We start from the raw sequence: 24,984 nt of genomic DNA on the forward strand, positions 1-24,984 counted from the left end.
CCCCTCCGTATTTATGGAATCATGAATGATAATATATTGCTTTGTAAAAACGTCAGCACACAAATCGCCAGCAGTAACCAAATACTATATTTTAATGCGAAGCGTAGTAATTCTGATTCACGCCCTACTAAACCTACAGCAGCAGCTGCTACAGCGATAGATTGCGGTGAAATCATTTTCCCTGTTACCCCACCAGATGAGTTGGCTGCAAGTGCGAGTACTGGATCCATGCCAACAGATTCTGCAGTTACTTGCTGCAACTTAGCAAATAAGACGTTTGATGAAGTATCAGAACCTGTAATAAATACCCCTAACCACCCCAGCACTGGCGAGAAGAATGGGAATAGTGCCCCTGTTTTCGCTAACACTAACCCTAAAGTTGTCATCATCCCAGCCGCATTTGTCACATATGAATACGCAACGACACAGCAAATTGTCAGTAAAGGGTATTTAATTTCATTGACTGTACTAGCCAAAATGCGGAAGAAATCGCCCCACTTCACGGCAAAAATAAACTTGGTTACAATGGCAGCAAGTAAAATCGCCGTACCCGCAGCACCTAAAATTTCCAGTTTATAAAACGCTGCAATCGGCTCGCCCGTAGCGCCATTCATGACTTGGTTATGTAAAAACGGTACTTCTGGATAATACGTTAACCAGCTGCCTAGTTTATTGACACTTTGCAAAATAACATTCGATCCTTCATATGAACCGATTAACGCCTTCTTAATCGTAGGGATCCCCCATAAAGAGATGAATACAGTTAATACGATGAAGGGAGACCAAGCTTTTGCTACTTGTCCACCTGTATATGTTCGTTGTTCTGTAACCATTTCTTGTTCATCATCTGATTTAAAACGATAAATGGTTTTTGGCTGCCATACTTTCATAAATAATGCGAGAGCTAGTAAAGAAACTAATGCCGATAATACATCAGGCAATTCAGGACCTAAGAAGTTTGAGCTCAAATATTGCGTTACGGCGAATGTGATACCAGAAACTAAAATAGCAGGCATCACTTCCCAAGCTTTTTTAAAACCAGCCATAATGACGACTAAAACGAATGGAATCATGACAGCTAAAAATGGTAATTGTCGACCAACCATTTTCGATATTTCCATCGCTGCAACACCAGTCGGGCCTTCCATCGCAGTAATTGGTATGCCGATTGCCCCAAATGCTACTGGAGCTGTATTAGCAATTAAGCACAGACCTGCCGCATATAACGGATTAAATCCTAAACCAACGAGCAACGCTGCTGAGATGGCTACCGGTGCGCCAAATCCTGCCGCTCCTTCTAAAAATGCGCCGAATGAAAACGCTACTAATAACGCTTGAATCCGTCTATCTTCCGTGATGGATAAGACGGAAGAACGAATAATATCAAATTGTCCTGTTTTCACGGTAATGTTATATACAAAAACCGACGTTACAATAATCCAACCAATTGGCAATAAACCGTATACAGCGCCTTGCGTGGCAGACATAACTGCTGTTTCGACCGGCATTTTGTAAGCGATTACAGCTAATATTAACGAAACGAGTAGCGTCGTAAAACCAGCGATATGTCCTTTCATCTTTTTGATAGCTAAAGTCCAAAAGAAATATAAGATTGGAATAATCGCAATAAGGGCCGACCACCGAAGGCTCCCTCCTACAGCAGTAAAATCTTGTGTGAACATTATTCTCCCCCTCTTTTATACATTGCCTTCCATCTGACGACTCGCTATCATTAGGTCATCAGATGATTTGATGTTTTTGATTATAATTATTAAATTCTAAACATTCAATAACTTTTTTGAAAAAATTTTTATTTTCAAATTTCAAAAGCAACTTCATGTATAATGAAAACAATGTGAATAATAAAGAGGTGTAACCTTTGGCATATAAAAAAATTAAAACGAAAAAGATTTACGAGGAAATAACGGAGATCCTACTACACTCTATTCGTTCAGGAGAATTAAAGCCCGGAGATCGGCTAGAGTCCGTTGAACAGCTGGCAGAACAATTACAGGTGAGTCGACCGGCCGTTCGAGAAGCACTTTCCGCTTTGAAGGCGATGGGACTAATTGAAATTAAGCAAGGGTCTGGTACATTTGTGAAAGAAACACCAAAACAAGAAATTGTTTTTCCATACGCTCCTCAACTGACGAAACAAGACATCGAACATTTACTGGAAGTGCGGAAAATCCTTGAAGTTGGGACGGCTGGCTATGCTGCTAAAAATCGCAATGAAGAAGATATAGCTACGTTAGAAGTTATTTTAGAACAAATGAAACAGGCTCATGGTAATGAAGAACTCGGTGAAAAAACAGATTTTCAATTCCACTCCGCTATTGCAAAAGCATCCCAAAACCCAATGCTCGTCAATTTACTCAACCAAGTTTCTGAAACGATGATTGAAACGATGCGTGAAACTCGCCGCATTTGGCTATATTCGAAAATTGCAACGAGTGAGCAACTATTTGAAGAACATATGAACATTTACCTTGCAATTAAAGAGGGCAATGAATTATTAGCAGAGCAATGTATGGATTTACATTTAGAAAATGTTCGTGCTATTTTAATGCAATATTTCGAATCAACTCACGGTTAAGACATTTTAAGATGGGTGTGTCCATAAAGTGGATGCACCCTTTTACGTTATCAATGAACAGAACTTTAGCCTGTCTACTCGACCTCTTCTTTGTCTCACTAACTCCATACGTTCCCTTTTTCCAAACATTTTTTTGAAAATTTCGCCTAAAGTGCTTTCTTTTTTGTTGACCTCTGTAGTAATATACTTATTAAATATCCAAGTCATCAGATGACCTGTTGAATTATACAAATATAATAAGGGGTGGAAACTTTGAAAGTTACTCTTTTTGCTACATGTTTAGTCGATATGTTCCAAGGGAATGTCGGAAAAGCAACTGTCGAATTGCTTGAACGTTTAGGGTGTGAAATTGATTTTCCAGAAAATCAAATTTGTTGCGGGCAGCCATCATACAATAGCGGTTATGTAGAAGAAACGAAGAATGCGATGAAAAAAATGATTACTGCATTTGAGCATGCGGAATATATCGTTTCGCCTTCAGGTTCTTGTGCTTATATGTTGAAAGAGTATCCAGAAATTTTTAAAGGGGATCCAATTTGGGCACCAAAAGCACAAGCACTTGCAAATAAAACATATGAGTTAACGGATTTTATCGTTAACGTTTTAAAAGTGGAACATGTCGGAGCGAAATTAAATGGGACGGCAACGTATCACTGCTCATGTCATATGACAAGACTATTAGGTGTGAAAGATGCGCCGTTGACATTGTTAAAAAATGTGGAAGGCTTAACTTTTGTTGAGTTACCAGGTAAGGACCGTTGTTGTGGATTCGGCGGAACATTTTCTGTGAAAATGGGGAACATTTCTGGACAAATGGTTGATGAGAAAGTACAAGATGTCGAATCGACAGGGGCGAATTATTTAATTGGGGCAGATGCAGGATGCCTGATTAATATCCGTGGGCGTATCGGTCGTGAAGGGAAACCTATTAAAGTAATGCATATTGCAGAAGTATTAAATACTCGCTAAGGGGGGATTGGCAATGTCGATGAAAACGAGTGATAAACAATTTAAAGAACGTGTGACAGATAATTTATCTGATACGTTTATGCGTGGTGCCGTATCAGCTGCACAGGAACGTTTCCAAACACGGCGTCTAGCAGCCGCTGAAACCCTCGGAAACTGGGAGGAATGGCGTTCACACGGTGAAGAAATTCGCCAGCACGTACTCAATCATTTAGATTATTATTTACATCAGCTTAGTGAAAATGTAGTGAAGCGTGGTGGTCATGTATTTTTTGCGCAAACCGCTGAAGAAGCATCTCACTATATTCAACAAGTAGCGAAAGAGAAACAAGCGAAGAAAGTTGTCAAATCCAAATCGATGGTGACAGAAGAAATTCATATGAATGCAGCGCTCGAGGCAATCGGTTGTGAAGTGATTGAAACAGACCTCGGTGAGTATATTTTACAAGTAGATGATCATGAGCCACCTTCTCATATCGTTGTACCTGCACTGCATAAAAATAAAGAACAAATTCGCGATGTATTTAAAGAGAAACAAGGCTATGATAAAACATCCAAGCCGGAAGAACTGGCGCTTCATGCACGAGAAAAATTACGCCAAGAATATTTAACAGCCGATATCGGCGTTACGGGCTGTAACTTTGCCATCGCCGAAAGTGGTTCCATTACACTTGTAACGAATGAAGGAAATGCAGATTTAGTCGCTGCCTTACCGAAAACGCAAATTACCGTCATGGGAATGGAGCGTATCGTACCAACGTTTCAAGAAATGGAAGTGCTCGTGAGCTTACTGACTCGGAGTGCGGTTGGACAAAAGCTGACAAGCTATATTACAACATTAACAGGTGTGCGCGATGAAGGGGATTCAGATGGACCAGAAGAATTCCATTTAGTCATTGTCGATAATGGTCGCTCAGATATTTTAGGTAGCGAGTTCCAATCAATTTTACAATGTATTCGCTGTGCTGCCTGTGTCAATGTTTGCCCTGTGTACCGTCATGTTGGGGGGCATACATATGGCTCGATTTATTCAGGTCCAGTAGGCGCCGTACTTTCGCCTCTTTTAGGTGGCTATGACGATTATAAAGAATTACCATACGCGTCTACCTTATGTGGTGCTTGTACAGACGCTTGCCCGGTGAAAATTCCACTCCACCAATTGCTCCATAAACACCGTCAAGTCATTGTGGAGCAGGAAGGACGAGCACCTTTCTCCGAAAAAATGATGATGAAAGCATTTGGTTTTGGTAGTACATCTTCAGGATTATATGGCTTAGCAAATAAAATAGCGAAACCTGTGATGTCTCCTTTTACAAAAGGCGATAAAATTACAAACGGGCCAGGACCATTAAAAGCTTGGACAGAGGAACGTGACTTCCCTGCCCCGAATAAAGAAAACTTCCGCCAATGGATGAAAGAGCGCACGAAGGGAGGCAAATAACATGAGTGGAACGATTCACAATCGCGATCAGTTTTTAACAAACATTGCGAGTAAACTTGGTCGTGAACGTTTGACGACTATCACAAAACCTACGTGGCAATACGAGCCGCAACATCAAGTGCTAGCGGGCTTAAGTCAAGATGAGCTGTTAGAAGTATTAATTGAACAATGTAAAAACATTCATACGAATATAATTGTGACAAATTCACATACATTACCTACTGTCGTGAACGACGTTGTCAAATCATACGGCGTAGGACCCGTTGTCGCATGGCAAGATGAGCGTTTTCAAACATTTGGACTAGACACACTCATGCATGAGCAATGGCCAAGTGAAAATATCCAACTTCATTATTGGCATGAAGAGGCTGGGGTTGACAACATCCGATTTGCTGAGCAGGCGAAAGTGGGCATGACGATTAGTGAAATGACGCTTGCCGAATCGGGTACGGCCGTTTTATATAGCGGGAAACATCGTGGCCGTTCTGTTAGCTTCTTACCTGAAAACTCCATTATACTGATACCTAAAAGCACAATCGTACCGCGTATGACACAAGCGGCTAAAAAGATACATGACATGATTGAAAATGGTGAACAAGTCGCTTCATGTGTAAATTTCATTACAGGACCAAGTAACTCAGCAGATATCGAAATGATCCTTGTAGTAGGAGTTCACGGACCAGTGAAAATGACCTATATTGTTATAGAAGATCAGTAAAGAAGTATGCTACTGTCAATAATAGAAAAGAGGCGTTCAGGAATAACTTCTTGGACGCCCCTTCGTTTGTTTATTTTATTTTACACTACGCGAGCTTTTCTTCCCGTCATAGGAGTAAATCGTTTGTTTATTTTCTACACACGTTTCTAAATGAACAGGGCGTCCCCATAGTTGATAAATATACGGTAACACATGCTCTAAATATTTTGGGTCTAGCTCGGTTCCTTCATAACCGTGCTTTAAATAGAGTTCGCCGCTTCTTTTGTAATCGCCATCCTCTACCACAATATAAGGGAAACCACCATTCACACGCATGGAAACAAGTTGATCGCGGACATTTTCATAGTCTTTATCTGTAATACGATATTCATTGCCCTTCTTCTCAAATAAATAAAGATCTTCTTGCTCTACTAGTTCCTTTTTTAAATAGTTACGAATAAAAGAAATGTCCGATTCAATTTCGCGTACCTCGAAAATTTTCTCTCGACCAGAGTTTGGTAAAACCCCTGCCTTTCGCATTTCCTCTGTCGGATGATTGTACCTGTTCTCAATATCTTCAAAAATTTTCAGTCCTAAATAATACGGATTAATTGTTGTCTTCGATGGTTGCACAACACCTGCATTTAATTTGGCAAATTCAATCGTTTCAGCTGTCGTTAAATCTAACTCTCGCAGTATGCGCTGATGCCAAAAGGATGCCCAGCCTTCATTCATAATTTTAGTTTCTAACTGTGGCCAAAAATACAGCATTTCTTCTCGCATCATCGTTAAAATATCTCGCTGCCAATCTTCCAATTCCCGACTGAATTGTTCAATAAATAGCAATAAATCCTTTTCAGGCTTCGGCGGGAATGGTTTTCGCTTTCGCTTCGGTACATCTTCTTTTGGTCCTTCATTATCTAAATTCCAAAGGTCATCATACGATGTTTTTTGAGCCGCTACTTCTTCGTCTTCTACTTCTAAATCATAATTCTCAATTAACTGCTTCGGTCTTAAAATCGATGGATCGATATGCTCTTGGATGGATAATACAGCATCTAAAAACTTTTCGACCTCCTCTTTCCCATACTGTAGTTCGTAATGGGCGATTCTGTCTGCTGTTGCGGACATACTTTCGACCATATCCCGTCTTGTATTCGAAAATCGAACATTATTTTTGAAAAAATCACAATGGGCTAATACATGAGCGATAATTAATTTGTTTTGGATTAATGAATTCGTATCGAGCAAAAATGCATAACAAGGATTGGAATTAATAACAAGCTCATATATTTGACTTAAGCCTAAATCATATTGCAGTTTCATCTTATAAAACTGTTTACCAAAGCTCCAATGTGTATATCGCGTAGGCATGCCATATGCCCCGATCGTATAAATAATATCTGCTGGACAAATTTCATAATGCATTGGATAAAAATCAAGTCCAAAGCCAGCCGCAATTTCTGTTATTTCATCGATGGCTCGGTGTAGTTCTTTTTCCATCTACATCCCCCTTAGACTTTCTAATCAAACGAAAGCATCTTCCTTTTTGAAAAATGTTTTTAATGCTTTATACACATCACTTTTTTGTTTCAAAACATAATGAAGGAATTTCGGGTTATCGATTCTTTTATAAGTGGACATTAGTGTAGAATATCTGCCATGAGGATTCACTTCCCCGTAGCCGAACATTCTAGAAACCCCCATTAACTCCTGTACTAATTTAATACATTTCTCATTGTCTGCTGACACATTCTCTCCGTCCGAAAAATGGACTGGGTAAATATTGTATTTTACCGGGCTATATTTCGCTTGAATGAGTTCTAATGCTTTTGCGTAAGCAGATGAACAGATTGTTCCACCACTTTCTCCTTTCGTGAAAAATTCCTCCTCTGTTACCACTTTTGCCTCTGTATGATGGGCAATAAATTCAATTTCAACGGTTTCATATTTCGAACGTAAAAATCGGGTCATCCAAAAGAAGAAGCTTCTTGCACAATATTTTTCAAAATAGCCCATGGAACCACTTGTATCCATCATCGCAAGCACGACTGCCCTTGATTCTGGTTTCACGGCTTCATCCCATGTTTTAAATCGTAAGTCATCATTATGAATAGGGCTAATCGCTGCCTTTCCTTTAATCGCATTACGTTTAATAGCAGAAAGAATCGTGCGTTTCTTATCGATATTCCCCATTAGCCCTTTTTTGCGAATATCGTTAAACTCAATTTTATCGGTCGTAATATCTGCCATTTCTTTTTGCTCTAAATTCGGCAACTCTAATTCCTTAAATAACATGTTCTCTACTTCTTCAAACGTTACTTCTGCCTCATAGTAATCTTCTCCCGGCTTATCGCCTGCTTCCTTCCCTTTCCCCGCTCCTTGCTGTGACGGGCTTCCATCTCGTGCTACTACATCACCGACTTTACTATCGCCTTTCCCTTGACCAACGTGCTTGGATTTATCATTGTTGTAACGAATTTTATATTCATCTAATGACCGGATCGGAATTTTCAAAACCTCACGACCATTCGACATGACAATGCTTTCTTCAGTGATTAAATCAGGCAAATTATTTTTTAGCGCTTCTTTTACTTTCTCCATATGGCGTTGTTGGTCTTGATGGCCTTTGCGATGGAGTGACCAGTTTTCTTTTGAAACGACAAATCGGTTATGCTGATTTTCACTCATTTTCATCCTCCTCCATCTTTTCATTGTTTGACATCTGCCAGGGGCTTCACAAAGCGAACAACATTCACTTTTTATCAAACGTGTTGATTTACCTTTTATTGTTAATGTAATCGTGTGAAACGTTGATTTCCGCTCCATTCGGCTCGCTTTCCACGGGCATGGCTTCAGCCTCCTCGTCGCTCGTACCTCACTGCTCCTGTCGCTACGCTTTCGTCGCAAATAAATTTCCTGCGGGGTCTTCGGGCCAACACGACGTTGGTCACGAAGGCGTTGTCACAGGACGTGACGATTTTAGCCTTCGTTCCTTTATTGCTATTCCCGTAGGAGTCTCGCCGATTCCGCTGCAATCAACTGGCAAGTCATTTTTTATTACGTTTTTGCTAAAGAAACACGCTTCTATACAGGAAATATTTTGATAATCAACACACCTGACTTTTTATATGTTATGACTGTGTTGAAAGTTTTTGTACATAATTTGGGTAAGAAAAAAGAGCGCCCAAAAAGCATTGGACACTCCGTTCAAAAGTTTAACGATTTAAGAGGCTGCCTACGTATTGTAGTAATTCGTTTGCGGAAGTTGAATTGTAGCCATGCTCATCGATTAATGTAGCAATGACTTCATTCATCTTTTTCAGTTGCGATTCATCCGGTGTTTTCGTTGAAGTTGTAATCTTCACTATATCTTTTAAATCAGCAAACATTTTCTTTTGAATGGCCTCTCGTAATCTTTCATGCGAATCGTAGTCGAACCGTTTCCCCTTTCGCGCAAACGCTGAAAGACGAATTAAAATTTCTTCACGAAATGCCTTTTTCGCATTTTCTGATACGCCTATTTGTTCTTCAATCGAACGCATTAATTTTTCGTCAGGATTCATTTCCTCTCCTGTTAACGGATCTCGCAGTCGATTTTTATTGCAATATGCTTCGACGTTATCAAGATAATTATTCATGAGTGTTTTTGCGGATTCTTCATATGAATACACAAATGCCTTTTGCACTTCATTTTTCGCAATTTCATCGTATTCTTTTCGCGCTACCGCGATGTAGTTCATATATTTTTTTCGTTCTTCTTCTGAAATCGAAGGATGTTGATCTAGTCCATCCTTCAATGAACGTAAAACATCTAACGCGTTAATGGACGGTACTTCTTTCCGGATAATAGCAGAAGAAATTCGATTAATAATATAACGTGGATCGATACCGTTCATACCTTCAGATGAATATTCTTTTTTTAGCTCCTCTACGTCCACTGCATTATACCCTTCTACACTTTCGCCGTCATACAAACGCATTTTCTTCACAAGATCGATGCCTTGTTTTTTCGGGACTTCTAGCCTTGTCAAAATCGAGAAAATAGCAGCAGCCTTTAAAGCATGCGGTGCAATATGCACGTCTGCCATGTCGCTATTTCTAATCATTTTTTTATAGATGCGCTCTTCCTCACTCACCTTCAAATTATAAGGAATCGGCATCACGATAATCCGGGAGTGGAGTGCTTCATTTTTCTTATTTGCAATAAAAGACCGGTATTCCGTCTCATTCGTATGGGCCACAATTAATTCATCCGCGCTAATTAACGCAAATCGGCCTGCTTTAAAATTTCCTTCTTGCGTCAACGATAATAAATGCCATAAAAACTTTTCATCCAGTTTTAAAATTTCCTGGAATTCCATCATACCGCGATTCGCTTTGTTCAATTCCCCATCAAAGCGATACGCGCGCGGGTCAGACTCTGAACCAAACTCAGCAATCGTTGAAAAATCAATACTGCCTGTTAAATCGGCAATGTCTTGTGATTTCGGATCAGACGGCGTAAATGTACCAATCCCAACCCGTTTGTCTTCTGAGAAGAAAATACGCTCTACCATTACGTTTTCAATACGTCCATCATATTCCTTTTCTAGACGCATTGTATTTAATGGTGATAAGCTCCCTTCGATTCGAATGCCATACTCTTCATAAAAATCATCACGTAAATGGTGTGGAATGAGATGAAGTGGATCCTCAAACATTGGGCATCCTTTTATTGCGTAAACGGCACCTTCATCCGTGCGGGAATATTGCTCAAGTCCCCTTTTTAACATGGTCACAATCGTGGATTTACCACCACTTACTGGTCCCATTAATAATAATATTCGCTTTCGAACATCTAATCTTCTAGCTGCTGGGTGGAAATATTCCTCCACTAGTCGCTCCAGTGCTGTTTCAAGCCCAAATATTTCTTGACCGAAAAACTGGTACATTTTGTGTCCATTTCTTTCCTCTACACCAGCACTTTTAATCATGTGGTACACGCGCGAATGCGCTGTTTGAGCCACTTCTGGTCTTTCCCTTACAATTTCTAAATACTCAGCAAATGTACCTTCCCACTTCAACCTATCCTCTTCTTCACGGTAGCCCCTGACTTTATTTAAAATGTCGATGACCATCCCTCCATTCAGGGCATGTTTTTAACATAGTATGAAACAAGACAAATGATGATACCTAATACTTTTGGATTCCTTTAAATATTGCTGATGTATTTTTCATTATTTTTATGGTATTGGACGTAAGCGCCTGCTGAGTCCCGACAAATCTTATTGAATGTGAAGTGAACGCAAAAGGGATCGCTATGTCCCAAGGCATATGCTTTCACTAAAATATTTTCATTTCTTTATATGTAACATTGTCTCATATCCTTACAAATAGAAAATGGAGAGATGCACCGTAGCATCTCTCCGTTCTTTTTTATTTATTTTTATTGGATGGGTTCTTTTCGTGATAAAATTCCTTTGCGATTTCCTCATTATTCGTTGTATCGTATCCATCTACTTGCACAAGCATTCGTTTTATTTGATTGTACGATAAACCCGAAGCCGCATTTTTTCGTTTGACGTCGTCTATATTTGTCCCAGAAGAAGTAAATTTATTATTGCTATTATTGGTCATGCATAAACCTCCTTGATTGTTTGCTTTTATGTTTCCTCAAAGAAGGATTATTATGACTGAATGTGCGTGAAATTATTTTTTACTTTTGTCGATGCGATGATATTCCGAAATTTGCACAACCCTTACATGTCTCATGTGCAACTCGTGATACATGCCTCGACTATCGGTAAATGAAATATACTGATCGCGCTCACTTCGAATCAGCTCCTCTGCTTGTTCTTGGGATTCCATATGAATGAAGCGTCGAATATAATGGTTTTCATCGAAAAAATAGGTGACTTTAAATTCCTTCATATGCTTTTAGCTCCTCAGGTATCAGGTATTATCGTTATATTCTCCTGATTGATGGGGAAATATAATGAGGATTATCACAGATGAATATATCATTTCTTAAATCAACTGATAAAATAATCCGTGTTGTGTGCAATACCATAGCAGCTTTCCATGTTTACGTTTCGGAATACGTGTTTGCAATGCCCATTCTGGATACTGTTTGATCATCTGCACTTGCTCTCCTGTAGCAAAAGCAATAAATGAAATATAATGGTCTTTGTTCATCGGATGGTTACTTGAAATATACCACTCATCTTCAACCACTGAAATTTCCAGCTTTTCTTCGTCTGTCGCTTTGGTCGGTACTAGCGCATCTAGCTTTCTGCCACAGCAAGAGATCGTGGCGTTCCCTGTAGATAAGACAATATTATGGCAGGCCGAGCATACAAAGTATGTTGATTTTTTCATATTTCCTCCTACAAAATCGTTGATGGTAAGTTCACCATCTAACATCTCTTCAATGTTTACACCGAGGAGGGAAGACAAATCCTGCAATAGCGAGATATCCGGGCAGCCTTGACCGCGCTCCCATTTCGAAATGGTACGGTCAGAAATATGCATTTGGTCCGCCAATTCTTTTTGCGTAAGCCCTTTTTCCTTTCGCAACGTTAAGATCAAGTTGCCAATTTTGCTACAATCCATCGCTTCACCTCCTGATACATTCATCATAGTTCGTAATCGCTTTTTCAACAACAAACGCTCCGTAGAGTACTACATAAAAAAAGAACGCATCCCCTTTAATCAGGTATCCGTTCTTACATTATTACGCTAATTATACTACCCTACACAACGAGTAAAGTTTTCTGTTTTCAATGTTTTATACCCTCTTAGAAGAAAACAACTACTTAGGAGATATTAGATCTAAATTATTATTAGTAAAACTCATGACTATGAAACAATAAATCATATGCCTATTTCTAGCATTTTCACTGTTATTTTTTGGACCCTGTCATCCATATCCGTACCGTCAAACTTCGGAAGCTTCATCTCACTTACAATTTTTCCGTCACGCATAAACAAAATTCGTTCTGTCCACGCTGCAACCTTTACATCGTGAGTGACAAGCATAATGGCCGTACCATCCGCATTAATTTCAGAAAATAAGGCCATAATCTCCTGCGCAGATTTTGAATTGAGGGCACCTGTAGGCTCGTCACCGAAGATAATTTTGGGATTGTTCATAAGCGCTCGGCATATGCCCGCACGCTGAAGTTGCCCTCCTGAAACTTGTGTAATATCACGCTTTTCAAGTTGCTCAATCCCTACTCTTTTCATAAGTGCTCTTGCTTTCTCCGTAATTTTTGCAGCATTTTTTCTATTATCACGCATCGATGGAAGAATAATATTATCTAGAACATTCAGATTTTTCAACATAGTAGGCTGCTGAAAAACAAATCCCATCTTTGTTCGACGTATATCTGAAAGCTTCTCCTCCCGAATCTCCGATAAATCTTTGCTGTCAAAACTAACTGTTCCACTATTAATACAATCTGTTCCGCTCAATACAAACATCAGCGTCGATTTTCCCGATCCCGAAGGCCCCATCACTGCAACAAACTCTCCCTCGTTTATTTCAACAGACACTCCGTCGAGAACATTATGCTTTTCACTGCCCTCGCCGAAAGATTTTACTATATGGTCACCGATAATAATCTTGCTCATATCCCCTACTCCTTTATGCTTTCTGAAATTTTTATGCGTCCGGCGTCCGATGTACCAAGCATGGTTGCGATAAGTACCGCACACATCATTAGCAGTGGAGAAAATAGGTACGCCGAAAGTGGATTGACCGTAAACTTAAATGACGATGCCCCAAACGAGGAGATCACTGCACCTGCAAGTACCTCTCCTAGCGTATTTGCGAGAAGCGTGCCGAGAATAATTCCGCTAATTAGAACGAATAGCGACCGTGAAATATACTGCCCCGCGATATCTTTATTAGTAAAACCTAGCACCTTCATTACAGCAATGGAATATTTGTCCTTTACCACGAGCATTTTCATAAATAATAGTGTCACTAGCACTGTGATAATGAGTGCAATCGTAACTGAAGCATAGGAAGCCATTTTAACAGAACTTATTGTCGAACCGAATGTCTGTTTAACAAATTCATCAACGTCTGAAATTTTGGCGAAGTTAAACCGATCTGCATACTCAGAGACTTTTCTGTCAACAAGAGATGGATCTGAAAATTCAGCGCTGATAATGCTCCACATAATATCTGTCGACTTGTCGGTAAATATAGCTTTTGCCGTTTTACCGCCGTTGGTAATATCAGAATATATTCCGCTCACTGTAAGCTCTTTCTCCTTTCCTTCTATTACTAACGTAAGAGCATCGCCGACCTTTTTGTTCATTTCATCAGCATTCATAGTTGAAAGCGCAATTTCATTTTCTTTGGCGGGTGCTCTACCGTCTGAATATTCGATAGGAAATGTCATATGATCGCCAAGTTCAATTTTTATATTTTCCTCCGATCCGTCTTCCATTTTTGCTTTGAATATTTTTGTTGTAAGAACGGTATAATTTGAAATGGTCGTGTCACTGCTGATCGTCTTTGAAATTACAGCGACTTTTTCAGCAATATTATCCGTCTGCTGAATGTCAATCCGCATATCGTAGTTACCGACTCCCATATATCCGATAAAGCTTTTGGAGGAAATCGTGTTGTATAGATTCTGAGGAACAATCAGTATAAATGCCGAAATCACTAACACCGCAAGCATTGTGGCATATAGTCTTTTTCTTGCGAGAACATCTTGAATCCCCAGAAAAATATTCGTATTAAACAACCTGTTTGTGCTTAGTACAAAACGCTTTGCACCGATGTTTTTTTCCTGTGAAGTACCAAAACGTATTGCCTCTGCAGCCGATATTTTTCGAAAACGTTTCAGTACTCTGTTTACATAGAAGAGAATCAAAAATAGTACGAGCAGTATGCTGATAATACCTAAAGCTGCAGCAAACGAAGAATTTTCACTTCCCCCCATATACAACCGTATATTTTCAAGAAGCATGCCTTTAAACATGATGGAAAGTCCAAACCCGAGAATGCCACCTACCACAGCAATCGCTGCATATTTCGCAAGGTAAATCTTCTGGATATCGGAAACACGTAAACCTATTGCTTTCATAACACCAATTTCAAGGTAGTCGTCTTCGATTTTCGCAAGAAGCGTAAAGCGTATGCACATAAATGCGATTATAATGATCAGTGCGCTTATAAGAAGTATCACGGCAATCATCATTCCATCTGAAAGTGCGTTCATCATTTTGAACAGTTTATAGGTAACTGTTGGTCCATTGGCTTCAAGTCCTGCAGAAGCGTAAGCCGTTTCAAATGCACCTAACTTAGAGAAATCCTTTAATCTGAACTCGATTAAATACTCTATACTTCCACGGCTTTTTATTTCCTCGTAATCATTTTCGCTAATAAGAAATCGCTTTGAAGCGGAGAGTGTGGAATTCATCTGCGAATCGCGGAGGAATCCCGCAACGGTAAATTCCTTCCCGCTTATTGTTGCCTTGTCACCAACATTTGTCATGTTATCTCTCATATAGCTTATTGGAACATAAAGCTCTCCATCAGATACATTTATGATGTTCCCTTCAAGGTCAAGCAGATAATCGAATTTTTTATTTTGTACGCTAAAGCCATTATCCTGAACATTACCCGCAAGTGCACTCTCACCTAATATAATCTGCGCACCATCTATATTGAGAAATTCTACTATCTGAAATTCATCGACATTACTATTATGCTCTGCAAAAGATGTAAGTCGTGCAGTATCAATTTCACCCGAATGCATTTGCATAAAATGTGGCGTTTTAGCTTTTATCATAAGTGTGTCTAGCGCACTTGAAAGATTAACCATCAATATCGCCGCAAGCGAAACGAGCATCGCTGAAATAGCGACAAATATTACTGTGATTAGCGTTATTAATTTGCTCTTTAACATGTCATTACGGATTATCCTGAAATACATAAGTCACCTCTGTTTTCAAACTTTTTACCGATTTATCATTGTACAGAATTACCTAGGTTACACATATCAGTACTCTTATGATAAGAAGAGAAATATCACTTTCCGCTACTGAAGATTTTTTCTAATTATTCATTGCTACCAAACATCTTTATAACTGACATAAGATTCCCGCTTTCAACACCAAGTAGCCTTTCTACATTAAAAATAAACGCCTGAATACGTGTAGCACGCTCCTCATTGGTCATTTGAACCAGATCATCATCAAAGATTGTATTTGCATATGTCACAACCATTTCCATACATTCATACGGGAATGGTGTGTTGAATAGCCCTTGCTCAATGCCCTCATAGATGATTTCTGCCAATATCGGCGTAAGGCCGTTGATGACGACCTTCTGTATTTTCTGATGCATAAGTGCATTCTGCGGTCTGTGAATATGCTCCATAATTTCCTGACTACTTTCACCACTTATGTTCATTGACATTACAACACGGATAATGCGATCAACTACAGGTATACTCTTGTCTGCAGCAATTTTCTGCGCTGTCTCTAAAAGACGAATACTATACCGCTCAATTAGTGCATCCATAATATCCTCCTTCGATTTGAAGTGGTGATACAATGTTCCCCGCGCAATTCCGACCTTTTCGAGAATGTCATTTGTACTTGTTCCGTCAAAGCCTTTCTGACCAAAAAGCTCATCTGCCGCATCCAAAATTTCGTTCCTGCGTTCCCCTGCTTCTTTTCTCATTTCTACTCCCCCTATAGACCGACTGCCTGTCTGTAAAATTATAACACCTCAATTTCAATTTTCAAGAATAAATTACAAATTAAAGGAAAATAAATTTATGAGAGGCGTTAGATTCTCCTTTCCTTTTTCTATGTAACTTAACGAATTAACATAATAAAAGCAGATGGGTAATGAGAAATTCACTACTGAACTTCTACCCATCTGCTTTCTATGTTTCAAGCCATATTAAATTAACCTCTCACTATGTCACTGTTTAGCAGGTATAGTCGATTTAAAGTAAAAAGCTCACCTATATTACATTTCATTCATCTGATTTGAACTTATTTTTTCTAATTCCTCTTTATTCAGGATAAAATACTGCCTTCCGTCTTTCGTTAATAAGCCATCTTGTTGAAATTGATTTAATGTATGCATGAGATGTCGATAGCTTACACCTAGGTACTCTGCTGTTTCGGTATGTTTTTCCCTGAAATAGCCGTCATTTTCTAGTTGCAGAATATATTCTGCCAATCGATTTTTGAATTCATAGTCTTGCATCACTGTATAATGATTCGTCCGTTTTAGTAATTTATCCCCTAAATATTTCGATAAATCATAAAGGAACAGATTATTATTTAACAAAAGGTCCTTCGATGAAGACAACGACATCGCTAAGCACGTGCAGTCATTGATCGCCACCACATCTTTTAAATTCTCCTCTACGCCAATTAAAGATAATTCCCCAATCAAATCATCTTTCTTTAGAAATTGAATTAACGTCCGCTTTCCATTTTCATGGACTCTATATATTTTTGCTCGTCCATCTATGACGAAAAATAAGTACGGCATGTTTTCATCAAAACGTACTATGTATTCATTAGCAACAAACTTATAAACAAAGGCTTGGTCTAATACAGACTTCGGAAATTTTTTCTGAAGATCATGATATATATCCACAAAATGTTCGGCATAATCCTTCAATAGTATTTTCTTCATTTCATCACCTCAATGTGAGATATCTCCTATTATTATATTCCGGCCTTCGGTATATTACTATTAAGAGGTGGATCATCATGAGCAAATACAAACATATTATTTTCGATTTAGATGACACGATACTTGATTTTCAAGATTCGGAGCAAAAAGCTTTAAAGCACATTATACTGGGATACAAGTTACCTTATACGCAAGAAACAATTGCCGTTTATAAACAGATTAACGAAAAATTATGGAGCGCCTTAGAAAAAGGCTCAATTTCTCGAGAAGATGTACTAAATACACGGTTTTCCCTTTTCCTAAAGGAATTTAATATTGAGGAAAACGGAGCAAAAGTGGAAGAGATATATCGTGAGCATTTAAATGAAGGGCATGAAACAATACCTTTTGCACAGGAGTTATTAAATGCTTTACGGATGAAAGGGTATCAACTCTATGTCGGCACAAATGGTGTCGGAAAAACACAAAGAAAAAGATTAACAGATGCCCAGCTGCAAGACTATTTTGAGCAACTTTTTATCTCTGAAGAAATCGGTTATGAAAAACCAAATCCAAATTTCTTTTATCATATTTTTGATGCTCTTCATACCGATCATAAGGAAGAATTTTTAATGATTGGTGATCGTTTAACATCGGATATTCAGGGCGCCATTAATGTTGGAATTGATTGCATATGGTTTAACCCGAAAAAAAGTGAACCTCCTTTGCATTCCCCGAAGAGTACTTATACCGTATCAAATTTAATGCAAATTATAGACTTATTAGAGGAATAGGCATGAAAAAGGGTTCCGTTCATCTGAAGTGCTACTAGAGCAATGTTTACGTTAAAACGAAAAGCAGACGAACGGGAAATTCACTATTGAATTTCTCATTCGTCTGCCTCTTTGTGTCTACGTGAAGCTACACGGTTACACCATTTGTTTTAAATATGTCCGTCAAAGCTCTTCCGTCACAATCAGTAAAGTTTATACCTAGGATAGTAGCGATAGTTGGTGCAATATCGATGACTTCTACTTCACCTAGTTCAAATTGATTTTTAACCGCTTCGCCTGATATGACAAGTACACTTGTATAGTTAGGTTTATTGGGGGAATAGCCATGTGTAGCATATTTGATACCGCCCTGATGCAAATCAACGATAATTGGTTCGTCGGCTGCATCTTCAAAGGCATAGCCCTCCTTCGCCTCTAGCATGTAGTGGAACTTGTCAGTGTCTACATGTAAGCCGTCGAGCTCATTTCTTGTATAGATGCTTTCAATTCCATAACAATCTTCAGCAAGAGCTCTTTCGAGTACTTCGAGTGCTCGTACTTGTGCTTCAGGGTCGCCTTCTCTAACATGCAAGTAAGCTGCTCCACCTGCTCCTTGTACATAGGCTCGCCATCTCATTTCACCGTTTTCTTCATAAATGAGCCCGTTATCTTTCAACAACCGATTTAAATACACCTTATATCGCACATCTAGCTGTCCGTGGTCACCTACTACGATAAAAGTAGTATGCTCTTTGATGCCTGCTTCTTCTACTGCATGCATTAAATCGCCTAGCCGTTTATCCATACGCCTAATCGCCTGCTCAATGTGCTCTCCCTTTGTGCCGAGCGCATGCTTCGTATCATCTAGTTCGATTAAATGGAGCAGCAGAAGATTTGGCTTTTTACGCTTGATCGTATCAACTGCACACATGGTTGAAAAGTCATCTAGATACGGCTGCTCAATCCCTTTCCGATATCGACCGTATTTGTATTCCATCCTCATACTGTAAAACGGGCTACCATTTTTTAATATTTTTAATGCTTGATTTTCATTTTTAATGGCCTTTATTTCTGGCATATTATATTGGATCGATGCCTTTCCTGAAACTGGCCATAAAATTCCGGCTACCTTCATCCCCTGCTTTGTTGCTTCCTCATAAACAGTCGGTACTTTTATATCGCGTCTAAACCAGTGCCAGCTCTGGTCCTGTTCGGGAATGAATGGTTGGAACGGATTATTATGATAAATACCATGCGTATTCGGATAAACTCCTGTTACATAAGACGTATGAATCACATATGTGAGGGTTGGGTAGACACTTTTTAGCTTTGTCGTCCATGCACCATTTCCAATTAGCTTCGATAAATTAGGCTGTTGACTAGCCATCTCCCAGTTGTCCTGAGAAAAGGCATCGTAAGAAATAACGATTACATATTTCTCATGCTTTGATTTCGAACTCATCCGATCACTTCTCCGCTGATTTTCTTTTCCTTTGGTAATGTTAAAAATACAATTAGCCCAATGATAAATAAGGGAATAATCGATAAAATACTTAATTTTGCGTTACCCGTTACAGTCGTAGTTAATGCCATTAAAAATGGACCTAGAATAGCGGCAAACTTACCGAAAATATTATAGAAGCCAAAAAATTCATTCGACATTTCCTTTGGTATAATTTTTCCGTAATAGGACCTACTCAGTGCTTGAATCCCACCTTGTGCGGACCCAATCAGTGCACCAAGAATGAAAATATGCCATACTGATGAAATGAAAAATGCAGCTATACAGGAAACGATATACGTAAAAATACCAACAATAATCATCTTTCGTGCTGAATACTTTTTCGCTAAATTTCCGTACAGAAGTGCACAAGGAAATGCAATGATTTGGATAACTAGTAAAATACCAAGTAATGTGAACGTATTAAATGCGTCATTCCCTAACACACTTGTGGCATATGGAACGACCATTTTAATAATCGTATCCACTCCATCAATATAGAAAAAGTAGGCGATTAAAAAAAGAAACACAACTTTATAGTTTTTAATGTGTAATAGGGTTGCACCTAGCCTTTTAAAGCTATTCACTATAGGTTTAGGTTCTGGCTCAATATAGTAGCGCTGCCGTACATCTCTAAGCATCGGTATCGTCAATAAGCCCCACCAAAGTGCCGTAATCATAAAACCAATCTGATACCCGATTGCCTGATCCATCCCCATAAAGAAAATGACGGCAAGACTAATCGCAAATGGAATGACACTGCTGATATAACCGTAAGCAAAGCCGCTAGTGGACACTTTATCCATTCTTTCATCGCTCGTTACATCAACTAAAAAAGAGTCATAGAAAATATTCGCACCAGCAAAGCCAATTGCTGATAATACGTAAAGTAGGATTAAAAGCTGCCACTGACCACTTTCAGGAGAGATAAATGTAAAAGAGCATGTTGCTAGGATGCCAAGTAATGCAAAAAACATAAAGAAGCGTTTTTTCTTATCCTTATAATCAGCGATTGTGCCTAATATCGGGCTAAGGATAGCAACCAAAATACTGGCTAAGGAATTAAAGTAGCCAAGGTCCATACTATTTGTTTCCTCAAACATACCGAATACAATCGGAAACAAAGCCGTCATAATCGCCATAGAATAAGCAGAATTCCCACAATCATACAGTATCCACGATTTCTCTTCCCTACTTAGCTTCATCCACCCACCCCTTTTTAGATTAAATCTGTTCCTGTTATTATATCATTCTCCTTTTATTCAAATGATTAAAGGTTTTGTTAATTTATAGTTAAGTGGAAAAGATGAGGTTAGTCCTTAATAAAAAAAGAACGAATTTCACCTTTAGAAATTCGTTCCTTCATTATATTGCACTGATTCCTCACAGCAAAAATTAGACCCTTAGCAAGCCACGGAAGCCTCTAGCAGCATAGTAGGATTCAGCTCCGTTGTGATACACAAAGACCGTATCGTAGCGACGATCACAAAAGATTGCGCCACCTAGCTTTCTAATATTTTCGGGTGTTTTTACCCAGCTCGATGTTTTCATATCGAAATTCCCTAACTGCTGTAGCTCACGGTATTGTTCTTCCGTTAAAATCGTAATCCCCATATTAGCAGCCATACCAATCGCGCTGTTCTGTGGTTTATTTTGTTTCCTTGACTCTAGTGCTTCGTGGTCGTAGCAAACACTTCTGCGCCCCTTTGGACTCTCTGCTGAACAATCCATGAAAATATACGCTCCTGTATTCACATCCAGACCTACTACATCAGGCTCACCTTCCGTAGCTTCCATTTGATGAAGCGACCATAGCTTGTCTGGATTCTCTTCAAGCTTTGCTAGTATCTGTTCCCATTCAATCCCTTCATGACGATTCATGTTTTTCTCAAATCTATCCTTTAAGGTCTGTACTAACTCCGTATGCTGCTCTTTTGTTAAACTCTTTGACATTTTAAGTCTCCTTATAATTGTAATAACAATGTATTCTTCCCTTTAAATTAACGGAGTATCTATTATTTCGTCAACAAAACGGCCGCAATATGTAAAAAGAATGCACCCTAAAAGAATGCATTCCTATAAAATCTATACTAATTCACAATGAGGCAACATAATTTTCGCTGGTGTATTTATTAGCAAATACAATAAATTCATCCCCCTTAAAATGGAACACACCCTGTTTATAATTTTCCTGATTCTCATTATTCTGTAATTAAACCGTAAGCAGATATTTTCTTAATTTTTAAAGATACGAGCATTGAGACAATGTAGGCTAACATAAGGAGTCCTACACAAACCACTGCAATAATCGGTAAATGGATGGTAAATTCCAAACGTTTAATACCTGCACTTGAAAGTAATACAGAAAGTATAGGATTAGTGAAGAATGTCCCTAACAAGCCACCAATACCAACACCTGTGATGATTATTGGTAGCAAACTGATAGATATTTGATTCATCAGTTGAATTGTTGAATAACCAATTGCTTTCATAACACCAAACTCTTTCTTACGCTTTATAATCATTGTTTGAATGACTAGATATAAAATCAATACAACAACTAACACAGTAATTGTCAAAATGATTACCATAATAGCAAATACTGCATCTGTATACATACTTGTTTGGCTTTCTACCTGTTTATCGAGATCTAATGTATCAACTATATAATCTCCGTACTGTTTTTGGACATTATTGATAAAGTCCTTGTTGGATATGCCATCTAAATATACAAAAAATGTAGTACCTTTATAGTTTGGTTGTAATCGCTGAATACCTTCCATTGTTAATGATGCTGTCTGCCCTACATTACCAACTGTTTGACTAAGACCTGTTATTAAATAATTGTCTGTTTCATCTCCATATTTTACGTTAACCGTATCACCAATTCCTTTATTAATTCGATCAGACACAACCCAAGATATAGAAATTTCATTTTCATATTTAGGCTGACGACCTTCATAGACAACATTATTTTCTAACCGATTAAAATTTTCCGTAACATTCGTATATACAGACTGATCATCAATTTTTATTGAAATAAGATCAACTATATTTGCGTTCCTTACTTCGTCCATCTGTTTAATGTCACTTAAAAGTTCACTTGTATTTGTATCTGGCTCAACATATATCATCACATTCGCCGGTTCTTCGCCAAATAAGTTAACAAATGCTGTCTTGTCAAAAGCAATATTGTAATACAGTACTATTGAAAAAACTGTAGCAAAAGTTAACGCCATAATAATTAAAAGGATCATGATATTTTGTTTCACATTTGCCAGCATTGACTTAATAGCTAATGAAAAATGAAGCCCGCCTTTTACTTTTTCCAAAGGAAGATAATTTTTTCTAAAACTATGTGTCTGAATACCCCCACGCAGTGCTGCAACAGGTAGAACTTTTCGTACTCGAAAGGCTGATAGTAATGTTACGATGACAACACAAACCGTCACAAAGAAAATACTGATTACATTAATCATCACATCAAAGCTATTAATCCATACTAATCCAGATAATTTTGAAATGATACTTCCGATTAACGGCATAAGAGCATATGACAATGCAATTCCTACTACGCTAGCACTAAGCGTAATTAAGAAATATTGAAGCATAATTGATGAAAGAATTTGCTTACTTGTATAACCAATGGATTTCAACACGCCGATGTTTGCCATGTCATCTTCAATATTATTCGAAACACGAAACTTAATGACAATTAATGAGACAATCACAATAATTGCCGAAAAAGCTATTAATATTGTAGCGATAATTTTAATAACTAATGAATCTACATTTTTAAGCATTTCAATATCTAAACTCCCGATATAAGAAGTTGATTCCACTGTTTGAGGTTTCTTTACATTTTGAAAAAAATCATTGATTAATTTCGAAGATTGTTTTTTGTCTTCCATCACTACAGATATCATGACACCTTTTGATTGATTAGCTAGTTCGTCTGCTAGTGATTCATAGGCGGTCTCTGCTAACATAAATTTCATTACACCGCTGTTATTTGTACCCATCATCGTTGTTTCTAAAAAACCAGCGATCCGGTAGTCATAGTTCTTATCTTGATAGGTGATGGTAAAGTCATCGCCTAATTTATAGCCCCCATTTGTTTTAAAAATGTAAGGCACATAAATATCATTGATACTCGTTGTATTCGACTTTTCAATTAAATTCAACGGTCCAATAGCACGTTTGGTATCCCCATTAAAAATAATAAAACTATCCGTTAATTCACCATTACCAAAAATAACTTTAGCAGTGTGCAAGTTGATAGTTTCTTCTGTTTCAGTTTCTTTTATTCCAGCATAATTTGCTAAATATTCGTTATGAGCCGCATGATAACTTGCTTGGTCCATTATAAATGTTACGTGAGGATCGTTTAATTGTTCGTTTTTTTGATCAAAAAATACATTGAGCTGTGTATGGACCATTAACCCCATATTCAGAAGTAGTGCAGCAACTAAAATGAATATAAATAAAGACATGGTAGCAGATTTACTTTTTCTAATATTCGCCATGGCTAGGTTCATGATTTTCACCTTACCACCCCATTTCTTCTAGGAAATGTTGAAGCTTTTCCTGCCGTTCGAGATTATTTTGTTCACTGTATGTACCTAACTGTAAATCACCACAAATGACACCATCTCGCAAAAATAAAATTCGATTTCCGCGTAATGCTGTTTTCATATCGTGCGTGACCATGACAATACTTTGGTCGTTTTGATTGACATTTGTTAATACATCTAACACACTTTCACTAGAAGCAGAATTTAATGCACCAGTTGGTTCGTCTGCAAAAAGGATTCTCGGACTGTTAATCAATGCCCGAACAATCCCCACTCGTTGCGCCTCACCACCAGAAAGTTGTGTCGGAAATTTAGACCATGCGTTTTCATCGATCCCTACTTGTATTAATAATTCTTTCGCTTTTTGTGCGAGTTCACGCTTATTCTTATTTACTAAAAGACCACTTGCAAGTACATTATCGAGTACGCTCATATTATCTAGTAAATAGATTTGTTGAAATACAAAGCCACAGTGGTTTCTTCTAAATATCGCTAGTTGATCGTTGTTTAATCGAGATATCTCTTTTCCAGCAAAATTGATTTCTCCTAACGTTGGTTTATCCATACCACTCATTGCGTAAAGTAAAGTAGATTTCCCAGATCCTGAACTCCCCATGATAATTGTAAAGTCCCCTTCCACTAAACTGATATCTAGGTTTTTCAAAACATGCTGTTGAATCCCACCACTCGAAAAAGTTTTACATAGCTTCTCTGTTTTAATAATAATCCCTGTCATAATGAAATTTGCACTCTCCCCTAATTGATTTTTAACTCAAAGAAAAAAGACCGTAA

General features: G+C 38.3%; 21 protein-coding genes. 5 read left to right on the forward strand and 16 right to left on the reverse strand.

What is annotated here, in order from left to right; translation table 11 throughout:
* Nucleotides 1-11: 11 nt before the first annotated feature.
* Nucleotides 12-1,682, reverse strand: a complete 1,671-nt coding sequence (locus AC3II9_RS04490) for an L-lactate permease (protein ID WP_489153490.1) — start codon at nucleotides 1,680-1,682, stop codon at nucleotides 12-14.
* Between the two features lie 197 nt (nucleotides 1,683-1,879).
* Here AC3II9_RS04490 and AC3II9_RS04495 point away from each other — a divergent pair, with 197 nt between their 5' ends.
* The 4 genes from AC3II9_RS04495 (at nucleotide 1,880) to AC3II9_RS04510 (ending at nucleotide 5,721) form a co-directional block, all read left to right on the forward strand.
* A complete protein-coding gene (locus tag AC3II9_RS04495; protein WP_489153492.1) occupies nucleotides 1,880-2,596 on the forward strand; it encodes a FadR/GntR family transcriptional regulator in 717 nt (238 codons plus the stop codon).
* Nucleotides 2,597-2,848: 252 nt separating this feature from the next.
* Nucleotides 2,849-3,565: a (Fe-S)-binding protein gene (locus tag AC3II9_RS04500; RefSeq protein WP_489153494.1), complete on the forward strand. Its 717-nt coding sequence runs from the start codon at nucleotides 2,849-2,851 to the stop codon at nucleotides 3,563-3,565.
* 13 nt (nucleotides 3,566-3,578) lie between these two features.
* Nucleotides 3,579-5,003, forward strand: a complete 1,425-nt coding sequence (locus tag AC3II9_RS04505; RefSeq protein ID WP_489153496.1) for a LutB/LldF family L-lactate oxidation iron-sulfur protein — start codon at nucleotides 3,579-3,581, stop codon at nucleotides 5,001-5,003.
* A gap of 1 nt (nucleotide 5,004) precedes the next feature.
* Complete coding sequence (locus AC3II9_RS04510) at nucleotides 5,005-5,721, forward strand: LutC/YkgG family protein (protein ID WP_489153498.1); 717 nt, start codon at nucleotides 5,005-5,007, stop codon at nucleotides 5,719-5,721.
* A gap of 75 nt (nucleotides 5,722-5,796) precedes the next feature.
* Here AC3II9_RS04510 and AC3II9_RS04515 read toward each other — a convergent pair whose 3' ends face one another.
* The 10 genes from AC3II9_RS04515 to yeiL all read right to left on the reverse strand — a co-directional run bounded on the left by AC3II9_RS04515 (nucleotide 5,797) and on the right by yeiL (nucleotide 17,365).
* A complete protein-coding gene (locus AC3II9_RS04515; protein ID WP_489153499.1) occupies nucleotides 5,797-7,203 on the reverse strand; it encodes a SpoVR family protein in 1,407 nt (468 codons plus the stop codon).
* 24 nt (nucleotides 7,204-7,227) lie between these two features.
* On the reverse strand, nucleotides 7,228-8,391 hold the full coding sequence (yhbH, locus tag AC3II9_RS04520) for a sporulation protein YhbH (protein ID WP_489153501.1): 1,164 nt from the start codon (nucleotides 8,389-8,391) through the stop codon (nucleotides 7,228-7,230).
* Nucleotides 8,392-8,918: 527 nt separating this feature from the next.
* On the reverse strand, nucleotides 8,919-10,814 hold the full coding sequence (locus tag AC3II9_RS04525; RefSeq protein WP_489153620.1) for a PrkA family serine protein kinase: 1,896 nt from the start codon (nucleotides 10,812-10,814) through the stop codon (nucleotides 8,919-8,921).
* Nucleotides 10,815-11,118: 304 nt separating this feature from the next.
* A complete protein-coding gene (locus AC3II9_RS04530) occupies nucleotides 11,119-11,319 on the reverse strand; it encodes a gamma-type small acid-soluble spore protein (RefSeq protein ID WP_489153503.1) in 201 nt (66 codons plus the stop codon).
* 72 nt (nucleotides 11,320-11,391) lie between these two features.
* Nucleotides 11,392-11,613, reverse strand: a complete 222-nt coding sequence (locus tag AC3II9_RS04535; protein ID WP_489153504.1) for a hypothetical protein — start codon at nucleotides 11,611-11,613, stop codon at nucleotides 11,392-11,394.
* A gap of 96 nt (nucleotides 11,614-11,709) precedes the next feature.
* A complete protein-coding gene (locus AC3II9_RS04540; RefSeq protein WP_489153506.1) occupies nucleotides 11,710-12,294 on the reverse strand; it encodes a helix-turn-helix domain-containing protein in 585 nt (194 codons plus the stop codon).
* 261 nt (nucleotides 12,295-12,555) lie between these two features.
* Nucleotides 12,556-13,314 carry an ABC transporter ATP-binding protein gene (locus AC3II9_RS04545; RefSeq protein WP_489153507.1) on the reverse strand — a complete coding sequence of 253 codons (759 nt, stop codon included), beginning with the start codon at nucleotides 13,312-13,314 and terminating at the stop codon, nucleotides 12,556-12,558.
* Between the two features lie 5 nt (nucleotides 13,315-13,319).
* Complete coding sequence (locus AC3II9_RS04550; protein WP_489153509.1) at nucleotides 13,320-15,638, reverse strand: ABC transporter permease; 2,319 nt, start codon at nucleotides 15,636-15,638, stop codon at nucleotides 13,320-13,322.
* Nucleotides 15,639-15,763: 125 nt separating this feature from the next.
* Nucleotides 15,764-16,390, reverse strand: a complete 627-nt coding sequence (locus AC3II9_RS04555) for a TetR/AcrR family transcriptional regulator (protein ID WP_489153511.1) — start codon at nucleotides 16,388-16,390, stop codon at nucleotides 15,764-15,766.
* Nucleotides 16,391-16,684: 294 nt separating this feature from the next.
* The gene (gene yeiL, locus AC3II9_RS04560) at nucleotides 16,685-17,365 is read right to left on the reverse strand and encodes a transcriptional regulator YeiL (RefSeq protein ID WP_489153513.1); all 681 of its coding nucleotides are present in this window, start codon (nucleotides 17,363-17,365) and stop codon (nucleotides 16,685-16,687) included.
* A 77-nt stretch (nucleotides 17,366-17,442) separates the two neighbouring features.
* Between yeiL and AC3II9_RS04565 the strand changes: the two genes are divergently transcribed.
* Nucleotides 17,443-18,138, forward strand: a complete 696-nt coding sequence (locus AC3II9_RS04565; protein ID WP_489153514.1) for a YjjG family noncanonical pyrimidine nucleotidase — start codon at nucleotides 17,443-17,445, stop codon at nucleotides 18,136-18,138.
* Nucleotides 18,139-18,265: 127 nt separating this feature from the next.
* Here the strand turns inward: AC3II9_RS04565 and AC3II9_RS04570 are convergent, their stop codons facing one another.
* The 5 genes from AC3II9_RS04570 to AC3II9_RS04590 form a co-directional block, all read right to left on the reverse strand.
* Complete coding sequence (locus tag AC3II9_RS04570) at nucleotides 18,266-19,579, reverse strand: alkaline phosphatase family protein (protein WP_489153515.1); 1,314 nt, start codon at nucleotides 19,577-19,579, stop codon at nucleotides 18,266-18,268.
* On the reverse strand, nucleotides 19,576-20,823 hold the full coding sequence (locus tag AC3II9_RS04575) for an MFS transporter (protein WP_489153517.1): 1,248 nt from the start codon (nucleotides 20,821-20,823) through the stop codon (nucleotides 19,576-19,578). The genes AC3II9_RS04570 and AC3II9_RS04575 overlap by 4 nt, the downstream gene beginning before the upstream one ends.
* Nucleotides 20,824-21,013: 190 nt before the next feature.
* On the reverse strand, nucleotides 21,014-21,571 hold the full coding sequence (locus AC3II9_RS04580; protein WP_489153518.1) for a DUF4256 domain-containing protein: 558 nt from the start codon (nucleotides 21,569-21,571) through the stop codon (nucleotides 21,014-21,016).
* A 248-nt stretch (nucleotides 21,572-21,819) separates the two neighbouring features.
* Nucleotides 21,820-24,156, reverse strand: coding sequence for an ABC transporter permease (locus tag AC3II9_RS04585; RefSeq protein WP_489153622.1), 2,337 nt, complete (start codon nucleotides 24,154-24,156; stop codon nucleotides 21,820-21,822).
* Nucleotides 24,157-24,166: 10 nt separating this feature from the next.
* Entirely contained in the window at nucleotides 24,167-24,928 is a 762-nt protein-coding gene (locus tag AC3II9_RS04590; RefSeq protein ID WP_489153520.1) for an ABC transporter ATP-binding protein, read from the reverse strand.
* Nucleotides 24,929-24,984: the final 56 nt, after the last annotated feature.

The sequence above is a fragment of the Lysinibacillus sp. RU7 genome, from assembly GCF_057837305.1.

Coding starts and splice junctions, on each gene's coding strand:
- AC3II9_RS04490 (WP_489153490.1), bottom strand. CDS start 1,682: ATGTTCACACAAGATTTTACTGCTGTAGGAGGGAGCCTTCGGTGGTCG.
- AC3II9_RS04505 (WP_489153496.1), top strand. CDS start 3,579: ATGTCGATGAAAACGAGTGATAAACAATTTAAAGAACGTGTGACAGAT.
- AC3II9_RS04510 (WP_489153498.1), top strand. CDS start 5,005: ATGAGTGGAACGATTCACAATCGCGATCAGTTTTTAACAAACATTGCG.
- AC3II9_RS04515 (WP_489153499.1), bottom strand. CDS start 7,203: ATGGAAAAAGAACTACACCGAGCCATCGATGAAATAACAGAAATTGCG.
- yhbH (WP_489153501.1), bottom strand. CDS start 8,391: ATGAGTGAAAATCAGCATAACCGATTTGTCGTTTCAAAAGAAAACTGG.
- AC3II9_RS04530 (WP_489153503.1), bottom strand. CDS start 11,319: ATGACCAATAATAGCAATAATAAATTTACTTCTTCTGGGACAAATATA.
- AC3II9_RS04535 (WP_489153504.1), bottom strand. CDS start 11,613: ATGAAGGAATTTAAAGTCACCTATTTTTTCGATGAAAACCATTATATT.
- AC3II9_RS04540 (WP_489153506.1), bottom strand. CDS start 12,294: ATGGATTGTAGCAAAATTGGCAACTTGATCTTAACGTTGCGAAAGGAA.
- AC3II9_RS04545 (WP_489153507.1), bottom strand. CDS start 13,314: ATGAGCAAGATTATTATCGGTGACCATATAGTAAAATCTTTCGGCGAG.
- AC3II9_RS04550 (WP_489153509.1), bottom strand. CDS start 15,638: ATGTATTTCAGGATAATCCGTAATGACATGTTAAAGAGCAAATTAATA.
- AC3II9_RS04555 (WP_489153511.1), bottom strand. CDS start 16,390: ATGAGAAAAGAAGCAGGGGAACGCAGGAACGAAATTTTGGATGCGGCA.
- yeiL (WP_489153513.1), bottom strand. CDS start 17,365: ATGAAGAAAATACTATTGAAGGATTATGCCGAACATTTTGTGGATATA.
- AC3II9_RS04565 (WP_489153514.1), top strand. CDS start 17,443: ATGAGCAAATACAAACATATTATTTTCGATTTAGATGACACGATACTT.
- AC3II9_RS04570 (WP_489153515.1), bottom strand. CDS start 19,579: ATGAGTTCGAAATCAAAGCATGAGAAATATGTAATCGTTATTTCTTAC.
- AC3II9_RS04575 (WP_489153517.1), bottom strand. CDS start 20,823: ATGAAGCTAAGTAGGGAAGAGAAATCGTGGATACTGTATGATTGTGGG.
- AC3II9_RS04580 (WP_489153518.1), bottom strand. CDS start 21,571: ATGTCAAAGAGTTTAACAAAAGAGCAGCATACGGAGTTAGTACAGACC.
- AC3II9_RS04585 (WP_489153622.1), bottom strand. CDS start 24,156: ATGAACCTAGCCATGGCGAATATTAGAAAAAGTAAATCTGCTACCATG.
- AC3II9_RS04590 (WP_489153520.1), bottom strand. CDS start 24,928: ATGACAGGGATTATTATTAAAACAGAGAAGCTATGTAAAACTTTTTCG.